Origin of the sequence: Flavobacterium supellecticarium, from assembly GCF_004801375.1 — a bacterium.
In the GTDB taxonomy this organism is placed as follows: Bacteria; Bacteroidota; Bacteroidia; order Flavobacteriales; family Flavobacteriaceae; genus Flavobacterium; species Flavobacterium supellecticarium.
Window position 1 is genome coordinate 205,019 of the sequence record NZ_SSNZ01000001.1, and the last position, 11,728, is coordinate 216,746.

Sequence of the window (11,728 nt, forward strand, 5' to 3'; positions counted from 1 at the left end):
GACTTTACAGAAAAAATAGGCTAAATTTGTCATAATGGGAATACCCTTAATTTACTGTATAATGAGCAAATACACATCAAGAAGGCCTGTACGAGGTAGCCGAATGAAGCATGATAGATCTAACGAAACTGTCCCCAGTCAAGCTTTTGTGTCAGAAAGTGATGCTGCCTCCATGGAGTTTTTTGTTCATAATGTGGCAAAAAAAGGATATGATGCAATTATACCTACAATCAACTCTGTTGAGAAAGCCATAGTAATGGCTGAAATTTTTAAGCATGCGAAACGAGAAGTAAAAATTTATGATTACTCGCTAACAGATTATATTGCCAAGCAACACACATCTTTTTATACAGAATTACAAAACTATCTGAAATCCGGAAAGTTATTAAAGATAATTCTGCAAAATGACGAAAAACCAAATTCTTCGACACATAAATTATTAGCCGAATATGCTGAAAATTCAGAGCAAGTTCAAATAAAGGTTGCCGATAATGAAATCAAAAAAAATATGGCTATTGTCATGAAAAGGGATGTTAATTTCATCGTAAACGATCAAGCTGCATATAGATTTGAATTAGCTGAACGTCACAATCAACAGCAGGAAATTGATGCAATCTATAGCTTCAATGATAAAGACTTTTCAGAGAAACTAAATGATGCATTTGACTTTGGGTTTAAACAGAATCCAAAATTAGGTTAAATATTAATGCCAATACAACGTGGATGATTTAAAGGAATTAGTGAATTTCTTCTCAATAGCTATAGCTTTGAACCTTGCTTATGCTGGGCTAAAGAATTTTCGTACATACCTAAAAACATATATTTTCAAGATTGAATCGTCGCTAGAGGAGCTATCACATGTATTAGTTCCGCCACATGTATTAAATGATCTTTCAAATCATACACGAAAAAGATACGAACGTATCGAAATGATAAAGGCAGACCTAAGTTTTGATTACTATATAATTACAAAACGGCGTAAAAAGGAATTACGATTTTTTACAGATTACATAGGAATGTTTTTAGCTTCTGCAATATTTTGTATCGTTGAAATCTTGCTAATTGGCCTATTCAAAATATTAGGTAGCGATATAATATTTGTGGTAACTTCCTATTCCTATTTAATTTTTTTTCTAATTGCATATATATTCATTTCTGGCTTTAGTAATAAAAAAAACTACAAAAGCCTTGTCCCGCAGCTAGACATATTTACAACGATTTTTATCATTGTATCAATTTATGCACTAGGTTTTTTGTGCTATTGGCTAATAAATTTGGCTGGTTTTGAGCCGCTATATTTTAAAGAAGATTTTTGTATATGGTCTTCGGTCATTATATGTGTATTACCGTACCCACTTTTTATAATAAAGTCGTATTTTTATACTAGGGAAAATAAGAAAATTTTTGACGAATTCATGGTCTATAAATTAAAAATGATAGATGTCAGAGATAAACTAAAGAAAAAAATTGAAGATGAATATATCAATAATTACGACAGAAATCGTTCATGATTCATTTGTCACATGACCACACACAATATTCCCTGACTTTTTCATAAATCATTACTTGAGTGAAAAGGAAACCGAAAACAAAGAGACACCGAACACTAGATTATGAAAGCGATAGCAATGAACAATAGCTTCCACAACCACGGGGTTAATGTCTTAGTTTTCTTTTTAATGAATAGTAGCGGAACAATATGCGATCATACCACAATGCAAAAAGAAGTAATGCGGCAGGAAATAACAGAGTTTTTAAATTAAAGTAAATGTATAGAAAACCGCCAATCAAGCCGCCCAGAAAAAAGCAAGTAATAATTGCCAGCTTTAGGAAAATACTACGTTTTACCTTTATGTCGTTGTCATTTCCTTTGATAAAAAAGAGTTGAGACAAATTAATTCCGAGATCGGTAAACAACCCTGTCAAATGTGTCGTTCTCACTACTGAATCCGAAATTTTTGTTACCAGTGCATTTTGCAATCCCATTGCAAACAACAAGGCATTTGATAATAGCATCTGATATTCTTGCAGTATTTTTGGAAAGAAAATTTGCGAAAGACCAGCGGCCAAGAGTATCGAAATTTCTAATGATATGGGAATCACGTAGGATAGATAATGTTTTTTTCTTGATGCAATCTCGGTCATAAGTCCCGATGTAAATGCACCCAATAAAAAGGAAAATATATAGGATAATACGATAAAAGCGGCATTGAAATTTCGTTCAAAAATTTCTTCTGAAAGAAACGCAAAATGCCCTGTGATATTGGTTGTTAACGTACTGACAGATAATACGCTTGTTATATTCACTGTTCCCGCAACACCCGATAAAATAGAAGCAAGTTTGAGATTGTAGGAATGGGTTCGTCCACTTCCTTTATGTCTGAACATAAGCTTAGAAATAATATCAAATTTACAAAATTTTAGTGTAGCGTTCATGTGTAATTTCATTAGACAATGAGTATAGGAAGCCCGATCTGTTCGGGCTTCCTTTTTGGCTATGGTGTTAATTGCTTCATATAGTTTACAGCTTTTGATGCTTCACTGGCTGCGGTAACAATGCAATACTTGTTGTCTTTTAAGACTTTCAGCCAACTTGCAATGTAACTCGCATGATCGCCCTTTTCCACATTGCCAATGTCATATTCGGCACAAAGGAAAGCAGAACCAAGTTCGGCAACCAGTTCTTCAACCGCATACTGGTTATCACCAAAGCGCTTACCTTTGGTACGATCAAGACGTTTTGGCGCACCCGACCAATGAACTAATTCATGTAACAAAGTGGAATAATAACCCTCGGTTGCAGTACAGCTTTTGGTATCTTGGAAAGCCTCGACTTTTGGCATATAGATTTTATCCTCACTCGGACGATAAAATGCACCGTCAGCCCCGTGTTCAATTATCGCTTGGGTGTTTTCTACAAAACTATCGACAACCTCTATACGGCGAACCAAAGGCGCGATTTCGGTTTCGGGCTTGGCTTCCTGTGGCGTGTAGCTATTCAATTGGCAACGATTGAATACATAGTACGATTTCAGATAAGGGATTTTCTGCATTTCACCTTTATCATCTTCCTTTTCGAGAAAGTCATAATAAACAATCATCGAACCCTTTTCGCCTTTGCGGATGCTTTCTTTCTTTTCCGACCATTGCTTGAATGTTGCCCATTCGGCAGTATCAAAATTCTTTTCCAAAGTTGCACCCCATAACAGAACGATATTGATACCTTGATAGTGGTTATTGCTGACCATATTGTACGGTAGATCAAAGAACCCTTTACTTGATTGACCTTGCCACGGCTGACGCCACGGAATAGTTCCTTTTTCAAGCTGCGAAATAATCGTGTCCGTGACTTCTTGGTGAATATCACGGTATTTGGTTTGCGGTTTTTCTTGTGGCAAAGCTTGTGTTGTCATTTAAAACTCCTTTACTGTTAGGTTGTGATGACAAGGGATTTCAAACCGATGCTTGAGTGACAAGCCGGCTGTTATTTTGGATGGGCGAGTGAATGGCTGCGAAGCAGACAGAGGAAAATAATAGTTGGTGACGGAGCGGCATCGGTTATATCCTGCCGTCTCATCATCAACCTTACTTGACTGTAAAGAGTGCCAACAAATTACAATTCAAGCTTTGCCATGTGTGCCGCATTGACGTCTTTATATGGCTTATAGAGCGAGTTCATTGGACAGAACGCTATGTTTTCCTGCTTGAAAATATCAATCAATTGTGGAGTGGCTTTCTTGCCAGCAAGGTCATTGTCAAGCCAAGAGTAGCCGAATTTGTAGCCGTAACTTTTTACATACGGCTTAATCAGTTTCATACAGCTAAGAGAGTTTAGGATAATCGTGTCGCTTTTGAGTAGTTTGCCGTTGCGTTGCGTAATAACGGAAAGATAGTCAAACATACCCTCGAAAACATTGATCCCCTTTGGCGGTTTATTATCAATTCCTCGAATAAACGAAATATTCTTTTTGCCAATGCAGCCCTTGAAAAAGCTATTGCGTATTTCATAGCCCTCGTCTTCGTTTTGAAGTCCAAGTGCAAAGATCGTTTTACCTGTATTTTGATTAACGAAACTGACTTGCTTCAAAAACTTTTCAGCAACCGTAAGCGGAATACCGCGCTGTTCAGTGTAGTGTTTCAGAGCTATATTCTTGATCGGCGAAACTGATTTTAAAGTAAGTGCGGGGGGCTGTTCTTCCTGTTCCCGTGCGAGTGGCGGTGAATACTCAATAGTGCTGTCAATGCTGTTATCAAGCCATTGTAAAGCTGCGGAAACGGAATCGTCTTGTCCAAGCAGTTGCAAAATAGCCTGGACAAGCGAGATCGTATCACCGCCCTTTCCCTCGCCGAAATCAAACCACAGGTTTTTATGGTTGTGGACATGAAAGCTTGCTGACTTTTCACTGCGAAAAGGGGATAAGTACCAACTTTCATTTTCGGTCTGTTTTGCGGGATATAAATTGAGTTTTGCCAAAATTTGGGCAAGCGGAATACGCTTGGCTGTTTCGATTTGCATCGAAGCCTCCTAAAAATACAAATTGTGAAAATGATTAAGAAACGGCAGATTACCGTTCAGAGATTAGCGGACTGCTTGTGAAGTGATAAAGGCATCAAGTACAGATTTACGGTAACGCACGGAACGACCAATTTTGATCGGTTGCAGGTCGTATCGTTTGGTGCAGTCCCAAACGGCGAGTGTACCTGCCGTAAAGCCTGTGTATTGTGCCGCTTGTTTCCTGTTAAATAGCGTATCGTGATCGTTTAAATTCATTAATGAATAGTCCTTATATAGTTAATATGTACAAGCATATAACTCGTTTTTATTTTACCGAATCATATGCGGGTTAAGCTTGTAACATAGTTGCTATACTCAATTCAAAGATTTGAACTTCATTAATTACGAATAATAACAATTAACATATTATACTATTCATTTGTTTGATTAGGATTGTAAGATAACAAAGGTCTGAAATAGTATTTTCCTATGTAATCATCTAAACCAGTTTGATAATTATTGATGAAAAGATAATAGGATAGTGTATTTAGTTCATCATTGGAAAATTTATCATAAAATTCGCTTTTCAACGAATAATTATTATTGTCTTCTTTTTGACAGTATTGATCCATGAAATCCTTAAAACTGTATTTGTGATATTGCTTTGAAATTTCCGAATCAAGTTGGAAATATTGTACATCCATTCTATAAAAATCTTTTTTTGAAAGAGCCATTTTCTGATTTAGAACTGTATCTAAAAATAATTCAAAACTTTTGTATTTCGATTTATAATACTCTTGGTAGATATGATATAATATAGTAATATTAGAATTACAGTATTCTCCATTTTCAATAACAATAAACAATGGAATATTATGATAAGGCGATGGTAAAGTAAAATCACCTTGCGCTAATTCTTTTATAATATTTTCTTTAAAATAGATTGTTGGCTGCTTTTGGCAGGATAGTAATAGTAAAAACAAAAATGAAAAAAAAGTATATCTCATAAGTTAGTTATTAGGTGGGTTTTTTAATTTTTCTGGATCAATTTTTCTTCCTCCGTAAGTTGTACGCATTGGTAAATTTTCAATTTTTCGCGCTCTATTTTCATTGTTCACACCTCTTATTTCTTGTGGGCTCTCATTTGAGGCTGGTGTTTTTCTGTCTTTCATGTTGCCCGTGTCATAGTCAAATTGATGCCGCATTTCATGGGCAACAATTGTTAAATCTGTTTCTGGTACACCTGTGCTATTTTCAAGTTTAGCTTTTTCTTCTTTTGAGAAGTTAAATGTTGTTTGTGTTCCTATTGGATCGCCCTCTTTTGGGATGCCTATTCCAAAGCCTTCTACTTCATTTTTGTTACCAGCTTCGATAAAATGTGAGTTTTTACTCTTCTCCAATGTATGTAATTGGTTTTTCAATACATTATCACCTGATTTTTCAATTTTTCTAAAAGCACCTAATACACCATTTAAAGTGCTATTACCACCTTTGCCATCATATATTTTATTCGTGTCTTTCCAATGAAAGTTACCATTTTTGTATGTTAGACTCCTATCCTCGGCTCTTGTTTTTCCGCGTATTATAAAGATTATATCTTCAGGTGCTTGACCATCTGGATCAACAAATCGCAGGGGATTGTTAAAGCTGAATGTATAAGGTGACCAACTCGGAAATTCTTCGGCTAACGGGTCAGGTGATAACCAACGACTGGCAATATCCCCGATAGGTCTTGTGTATTCACCACTAGTTGTGTCGGGGTGTATAAAACCAACAATTTCTTTTCTATCTACATGGAAACGAACTGATCCGATTGTAACGATACTGTCCAAATCATGTACTTCAAGGTATTTGCCTTTACTTAATGTTGCTACTTTTGCCTTATATCCAAATTTAGCAAAAGGATTGGCAGCCTGTATGTTTTTTTCTCTACGCTCTTTTTCTTCTTTGGAAAGCTTTGTTTTTTCCTGTGCGACTATTGAACCGGAAATAAGTAAACATATCATAATAAAATAAAACTGTTTCATGTTTGGTTTTATTGTTTGTTAAAAGTATTCAATTTTTTGTTTTCGTATTTATCCCTTTCTGTTTTAAGTGATACTAGCCAGTTCAAATACATTTGTTCCGGCATAAACCGATAACCTAATTCATGGATATAGGCATATTCTTTTTCTAATGATCGGAATTTCTTTTTTGCTATATCCGGATCGGTTTCCTGTTCAATCTGTTTTTTATGTACTTCGGCTTTTAAAATTAAAGCTGTCGCAAAATTCGGATATGCTTTAATTGCAGTTTCGGCACATTTTAAAAGGAAAGTACCGTTATTATCAGGGAATGATCTTTCGTAAGCTTGCGCAAGGTCAATCAGTACAAGCGAGATACTTTCTTTGTCGTTTAAAGCCTTCATGTAAACACCGTTTGCAATGGCATCTACATGGATAAATCCAGAAGCCATAAGCCATGCATCATTTGGAAATATTCCGCTTGTTAATTCTGTATTGTACCAACCGTTTTTCTTGTTTTGGTGCTTGATATAAACATGACTTGGTGCAAGGGCTAAATGCGCGGTTGTTCCCTGTTCTTCACATAAAATTTTGTATAAATAGGGGAGTGAATGACAATTTCCTTTTCTGGAATAAAGCAGTTTTGAGACAAACATATTGGATATGTCTTTATTGCCGAAAACATCCTCAAAATCATATTTAAAAGGAATGTATTTATATTCTTTGTCGTTAATTACTAATGGGATGCTGTCACATAAAACCTGATAGGTAGCTGCCCATTTGTTTACATCTTTTTTGTCGTTTTCGAGATAGGCTAAAAATCGGTTCTCAACCAATGAATTACAAAGGTTTGTTAGAATTCTGATTTCTTGATTTATAAAAACGCTATCAATACGCCCGTTATAATAAGCGTTCTCCACCGAGAATACCGCCTTCTTAAAGCTGTATGTTTTTTCACCTTTCAACATGCCGTTTAAAAGTGTGAAACTGTCTTCGTAAGTCTTTTGTTGGTCTTGCGCTATAATAATGGTGTTAGCGTTTATCAGAAAAAAGAATAAAATTGTGATCAGCTTCATTAATCATGCAAGGTTTTGGCTTTAGCATTAAGCCCGTTAAACATTTTTTGTATTCTGTCGTTTTCTTGTTTCTGCTCGGTATTCTTCATAGCTTGTAGCCACTTCTGATAAGCTTCGGCAGGCATAGGTTCGTAGCCAAGATTGTCAACAGTATTATATTGCTCGTTAACCATGTTCAACAATTCAACCGCTTTTGGGAAATATCCAATTTGCTGAAGTTGTTTGGTATCAAGTGGATTAATGTTTAATTGCTTCATTACGTATTGAAACCGTGCTGTATCAAGATTAGCTTTGATCATATTTGCATTGATACTGTTTGGGTGAAGTTGCAATGCTTTGGTAATTATCTCGGCGATGAATTCATCATAACCAAACTTACGAATATAGCCTTGCGCTAAATCAACAAGTTGTTGTGCCATAAGTTCTTTACGGCTTAAATTCTGCATATATATTTTATTCTGCAATGCTTCGGATTTGATATAACCCGATTGTAGAATATAGGACGTTGTTGAGAACATCCCGTTGGTTAATTCAATGTTGTACCATTTACCATTATCATCGGGAAAGCGTATATAGGAATGATTCGGAGAAAGAGATAAGTAGGCTTCTGCACCGATTTCGTTTGCTAATATCAGGTACAAAAGCGGCATTGAATGACATTGTCCTGTTCCTGTCTTAAGTAGCTTTGTGATAAACATTTTAGAATGATCTTTTATTCCCATATAATCATCAAAATCATATTGGAAGGGCAGATGTTTTTCTTTTGATTTCTTTAGTTGTAATGTTTCCGAAAAAAACTGAAATAGAACTAAGTTTTTAACGGTATTGCTATTGAGATCATATCCGCGCTCTTTCATAATTGAGATTAGAAATGTCCGGCAATTATTTATTGTTTGGTCAAATGCTGATTTATCCAGTTGATTGTTAAAAAAGGCATTCTCAATCAAAAATGTATTCTCTTTAAGAGAATAAAGGCTATCCGATAAAAGTAGCTTGTCGAAAGCTTGAAAGTAATATTCCGTTCCTGTGTGAGAAGCCCAAGAGGGTAAAGAATAGTTGATGCTTGGGCGTAAAGCCAGTATATCAGCTTCTGCTTCTTTCTTTGCCTGTCTTTGGATAGCGGATTGTCCTATATTGTAATTAGCTTTTTGTATTGTAATCTCGTTTTGTCGCTGTGTTCGCTCTGTAATTTGATTAAAGAGGTCAGATTGATTAGAAATACCCCGATTGATGTGATTAGAATTAGTTTGTGTAGAATAATTCGGCATTGAGGCCGCTTTAGGCATCGGTAAATAGGGAGTCTGTTGAGCAAGACAAATACAGCCGAAATGCAACGCAATCAGGATTATAATTTGTTTGGTCTTGTTCATATAGCAAATGATTGATTAAGCAGGGAGCCAAATATAGTACAAAAAGTACTTATAAGGAGTACGTGTTTATACGTATAAGTTAGTTGTTAATAGTAAAAACCCCGATCATAAAATATATCGGGGCTTTCGTTTGAATAGAGTTTTTGCACATAGCAAATTTGGGATTAGTCTATCCCGAAACAGGTAATTTTGATTTTGTTTCCCATACTCATACCCTCGGTCGAGTTCGGTACAAAAGCATATTCCCCTGTAGATGTATCGCTTGGTAATGTAACTTCATAGATGCCGTCTTTTAGCTTTTTATAAACAGTTTTGATTTTAGGCTCTCCCGTATCTTTCGCTTTTCCGCCCATTGCATAACTGCCTACAAGGAAGCTTCTTTTTTTCTTTTTCACTGTGGCTTTTAAAATCACATAGGCTTCGGCGGGATCAATGCCTTTATCAACCTTAATTACGAAAGTCGGTAGTTTCTCTTTCGTAAAACGAATATCTGATTTGTCGGTAAAGACAGTGTATAAAATATCGACACCGCCATATCCAAACCCTTTTGATTTGGTGTCGAATTGTGCTTCTGCACGTTCCAATTCGGATAGTTTCTTATTCTCCCACAAATACGGACGACCTGAATATTCGGGGTTCTGTGAAAAAGCAGTAAGAGAAATGAGGAATAAAAATGCAGATAATATATGTTTTTTCATTTTGATGGAATTTAGATGATTATTGAGTTTAATTATTCGATGCGGATAGAGTACAAGCCACCCTCCAAACACCCGATGTACAGCTTGTCTGCTTTCTTGTTATTCACGTTTAAAGTAACAGTTGTACGACCGTTTTGGCTTTCGCCTATGTTATTTTCTGCAATAACATTGTTTCCGTCACATAGACTAATTCTTGTCATGCCATAGCTTGCCATATCTATTATGATTTTCTGAATAGCAGGTAGATTACCAATATCGGCAATTAAGGTGTTGTAATTTCCTGTACCGATTGCGATTGCACTTTGCTCGCTTACATCGTAGGTCACATTCTCCAAGACGGCATTGTTTGAATCGGCACAATCTGTCCAGCCTGTGGTATGATGGTAGGTATTTCCTGCTTTGACGTTTATATCGTTCAGATCAATTGATGTGGCATTATCAGGTACGGTGACACCTCTAAAGTCAAAGGCAATCGGAAGCGTAATAGTATTGCCACTATTTGTTGTGTCATTATCATCGCCAGAACATGATGATAACAGCAATGAACACATCGAAAAAAATAAAAATGCTTTTCTCATATATCTAGTTTTTTATTGGTTATTGGTATCTTTCAGAATGATTTCTCGTATCTTATCAAACAGGACTTCGGCTTCGTTTAGCCCTAAACCTTTGGCAATCGCTACGTTCTTTGTGCCGTATCGCATACAGATTTTATAATTGGAATCGGCAACAATTTTTCTAATCTCACGACCACTTTGTCTTGCAAGATTTCCCGTTTGCGACATTGCACCGACAAGGCTTGGTGCATATCCAACGGTTGTAGTCACTGTAAGTTCGCTTTCATTGCCGTAAGTGTCTTGAATTAGATAGCTATGTATATGCTGATAGTCATAGGTTTTGTTTCCGATTTTGATACCGCTTTTACCAACTCTGAACTCGGATGCGTTTCGAGTGCGTAAGAAATTAATCACGAATGTGATAATCAACCCCAAAACGATCATTACGACAAACCATAAGATAAACCCCATAACAAAACTGCTCGGTTCTAACATAAAGACAATAACAATAGAGGGGATGGCTGTAATTAAAGGCAGTGAGAATGTAAGTTTGTAGTTGAATGGCGTTTTCTTATATTGAAATACCGTGTCGTCTCCCTCTTTGTGCGTTGTGAAGTTGTATTTTGCTTGTACTGTATTACTCATAGAAAAGATATTTTAAATAGATGTTTTTTATTTTAACCTGTTTTTCAGCGTACTAAGCAAACAGGAATGCTTAGGTTACTATGTAATAGATTATGTTTTCATTATTTTTTATGTATTTTTGTTTCTACAAAGATTTATAGAAACTTGAAATTTGATTGTGACGGTTTCGGGATAAATCATACCAATTTTGTCTAAATTATACCCTTTTATGGCGACACAAACACGAAACAAAATCAGAGCTATCCGTGAGGTAAAAGGTTACAGTCAGGATTTTATGGCCGAGAAAATGAATATTTCTCAAAAGACCTACAGTCGCATTGAAAGCGGTAATGTTAAATTGGATATCGATCGTTTAAAGCAGATTTCCGACTTGCTTGAAGTCGAGCCAAGTGCATTACTAGACAATGAAACAAACGTCTTTAATTATTACGACAAGGTGAATAATTCAGGTACGTTTTATAATGTTTCATCAGAAGAATATATAAATCATTTGACTGCTGAAATTGAATATCTCAAGGAGCAGAATGATCGGTTAATGCGTCTTTTAGAAAGCAAAGCATAAAAAATGCCCAGTCTATGACCGGGCATTTTTATTTATGATTTATCCTTATTAACAGAATTAAGACAATCTCATTTTTTTTGGTTTATCTTGTAATCTTTATACCTTTTCGACAGGAGTAGAAAAATGCGGAAACTTAATATTATGACCGAAGAAAATATCGAAAAAGCTTATATCATCATGGCTAAAATTGTCCGCGATTACGGCGAAAAATATATGCCTATTTTTGAACGAATGCATGAGATCAGAGAAGCCCATAAGTCAAACCGAGATTTAAAAAATATTGCTTTACTTGTGGCGCAAACTCACATAGAATAGCAGTAAT

The 11,728-nt window shown here is 35.8% G+C and carries 14 protein-coding genes; 4 read left to right on the forward strand and 10 right to left on the reverse strand.

All coding sequences use genetic code 11. The features are described 5' to 3' along the window. Positions 1-61: 61 nt before the first annotated feature. On the forward strand, positions 62-700 hold the full coding sequence (locus E6C50_RS01045; RefSeq protein ID WP_136401353.1) for a hypothetical protein: 639 nt from the start codon (positions 62-64) through the stop codon (positions 698-700). Between the two features lie 19 nt (positions 701-719). After that, positions 720-1,511, forward strand: coding sequence for a hypothetical protein (locus E6C50_RS01050; protein WP_136401354.1), 792 nt, complete (start codon positions 720-722; stop codon positions 1,509-1,511). Positions 1,512-1,656: 145 nt separating this feature from the next. Here E6C50_RS01050 and E6C50_RS01055 read toward each other — a convergent pair whose 3' ends face one another. The 10 genes from E6C50_RS01055 to E6C50_RS01105 all read right to left on the reverse strand — a co-directional run bounded on the left by E6C50_RS01055 (position 1,657) and on the right by E6C50_RS01105 (position 10,844). Further along, complete coding sequence (locus tag E6C50_RS01055) at positions 1,657-2,436, reverse strand: YoaK family protein (protein ID WP_230978930.1); 780 nt, start codon at positions 2,434-2,436, stop codon at positions 1,657-1,659. 59 nt (positions 2,437-2,495) lie between these two features. Then, positions 2,496-3,413 (reverse strand): ArdC family protein, encoded by a 918-nt coding sequence (locus tag E6C50_RS01060; RefSeq protein WP_136401355.1) that lies wholly within the window; start codon positions 3,411-3,413, stop codon positions 2,496-2,498. A gap of 200 nt (positions 3,414-3,613) precedes the next feature. After that, positions 3,614-4,516: a toprim domain-containing protein gene (locus E6C50_RS01065; protein WP_136401356.1), complete on the reverse strand. Its 903-nt coding sequence runs from the start codon at positions 4,514-4,516 to the stop codon at positions 3,614-3,616. 410 nt (positions 4,517-4,926) lie between these two features. Beyond that, the gene (locus tag E6C50_RS01075; RefSeq protein WP_136401358.1) at positions 4,927-5,502 is read right to left on the reverse strand and encodes a hypothetical protein; all 576 of its coding nucleotides are present in this window, start codon (positions 5,500-5,502) and stop codon (positions 4,927-4,929) included. A 3-nt stretch (positions 5,503-5,505) separates the two neighbouring features. Continuing rightward, positions 5,506-6,522: an RHS repeat domain-containing protein gene (locus tag E6C50_RS01080; RefSeq protein ID WP_136401359.1), complete on the reverse strand. Its 1,017-nt coding sequence runs from the start codon at positions 6,520-6,522 to the stop codon at positions 5,506-5,508. Between the two features lie 8 nt (positions 6,523-6,530). Next, on the reverse strand, positions 6,531-7,574 hold the full coding sequence (locus E6C50_RS01085) for a hypothetical protein (protein ID WP_136401360.1): 1,044 nt from the start codon (positions 7,572-7,574) through the stop codon (positions 6,531-6,533). Next, complete coding sequence (locus E6C50_RS01090) at positions 7,574-8,944, reverse strand: hypothetical protein (RefSeq protein WP_136401361.1); 1,371 nt, start codon at positions 8,942-8,944, stop codon at positions 7,574-7,576. Before E6C50_RS01090 ends, E6C50_RS01085 begins: the two co-directional genes overlap by 1 nt. Positions 8,945-9,108: 164 nt before the next feature. Then, the gene (locus E6C50_RS01095) at positions 9,109-9,642 is read right to left on the reverse strand and encodes a hypothetical protein (protein ID WP_136401362.1); all 534 of its coding nucleotides are present in this window, start codon (positions 9,640-9,642) and stop codon (positions 9,109-9,111) included. A 32-nt stretch (positions 9,643-9,674) separates the two neighbouring features. Next, positions 9,675-10,220, reverse strand: a complete 546-nt coding sequence (locus E6C50_RS01100; protein WP_136401363.1) for a hypothetical protein — start codon at positions 10,218-10,220, stop codon at positions 9,675-9,677. Between the two features lie 12 nt (positions 10,221-10,232). Beyond that, positions 10,233-10,844 carry a hypothetical protein gene (locus E6C50_RS01105; protein ID WP_136401364.1) on the reverse strand — a complete coding sequence of 204 codons (612 nt, stop codon included), beginning with the start codon at positions 10,842-10,844 and terminating at the stop codon, positions 10,233-10,235. Positions 10,845-11,031: 187 nt separating this feature from the next. Between E6C50_RS01105 and E6C50_RS01110 the strand changes: the two genes are divergently transcribed. Both E6C50_RS01110 and E6C50_RS17570 read left to right on the forward strand, forming a co-directional pair. Further along, entirely contained in the window at positions 11,032-11,406 is a 375-nt protein-coding gene (locus E6C50_RS01110) for a helix-turn-helix domain-containing protein (RefSeq protein ID WP_136401365.1), read from the forward strand. 141 nt (positions 11,407-11,547) lie between these two features. Then, complete coding sequence (locus E6C50_RS17570) at positions 11,548-11,721, forward strand: hypothetical protein (RefSeq protein ID WP_168732718.1); 174 nt, start codon at positions 11,548-11,550, stop codon at positions 11,719-11,721. The last annotated feature ends 7 nt before the right edge of the window (positions 11,722-11,728 follow it).

Bases quoted from the DNA above. Each gene is read 5' to 3' on its own strand.
- E6C50_RS01045 (WP_136401353.1), top strand. From the start codon at position 62: ATGAGCAAATACACATCAAGAAGGCCTGTACGAGGTAGCCGAATGAAG.
- E6C50_RS17570 (WP_168732718.1), top strand. From the start codon at position 11,548: ATGACCGAAGAAAATATCGAAAAAGCTTATATCATCATGGCTAAAATT.
- E6C50_RS01055 (WP_230978930.1), bottom strand. From the start codon at position 2,436: ATGAACGCTACACTAAAATTTTGTAAATTTGATATTATTTCTAAGCTT.
- E6C50_RS01080 (WP_136401359.1), bottom strand. From the start codon at position 6,522: ATGAAACAGTTTTATTTTATTATGATATGTTTACTTATTTCCGGTTCA.
- E6C50_RS01100 (WP_136401363.1), bottom strand. From the start codon at position 10,220: ATGAGAAAAGCATTTTTATTTTTTTCGATGTGTTCATTGCTGTTATCA.
- E6C50_RS01090 (WP_136401361.1), bottom strand. From the start codon at position 8,944: ATGAACAAGACCAAACAAATTATAATCCTGATTGCGTTGCATTTCGGC.
- E6C50_RS01075 (WP_136401358.1), bottom strand. From the start codon at position 5,502: ATGAGATATACTTTTTTTTCATTTTTGTTTTTACTATTACTATCCTGC.
- E6C50_RS01085 (WP_136401360.1), bottom strand. From the start codon at position 7,574: ATGAAGCTGATCACAATTTTATTCTTTTTTCTGATAAACGCTAACACC.
- E6C50_RS01060 (WP_136401355.1), bottom strand. From the start codon at position 3,413: ATGACAACACAAGCTTTGCCACAAGAAAAACCGCAAACCAAATACCGT.
- E6C50_RS01105 (WP_136401364.1), bottom strand. From the start codon at position 10,844: ATGAGTAATACAGTACAAGCAAAATACAACTTCACAACGCACAAAGAG.
- E6C50_RS01065 (WP_136401356.1), bottom strand. From the start codon at position 4,516: ATGCAAATCGAAACAGCCAAGCGTATTCCGCTTGCCCAAATTTTGGCA.
- E6C50_RS01095 (WP_136401362.1), bottom strand. From the start codon at position 9,642: ATGAAAAAACATATATTATCTGCATTTTTATTCCTCATTTCTCTTACT.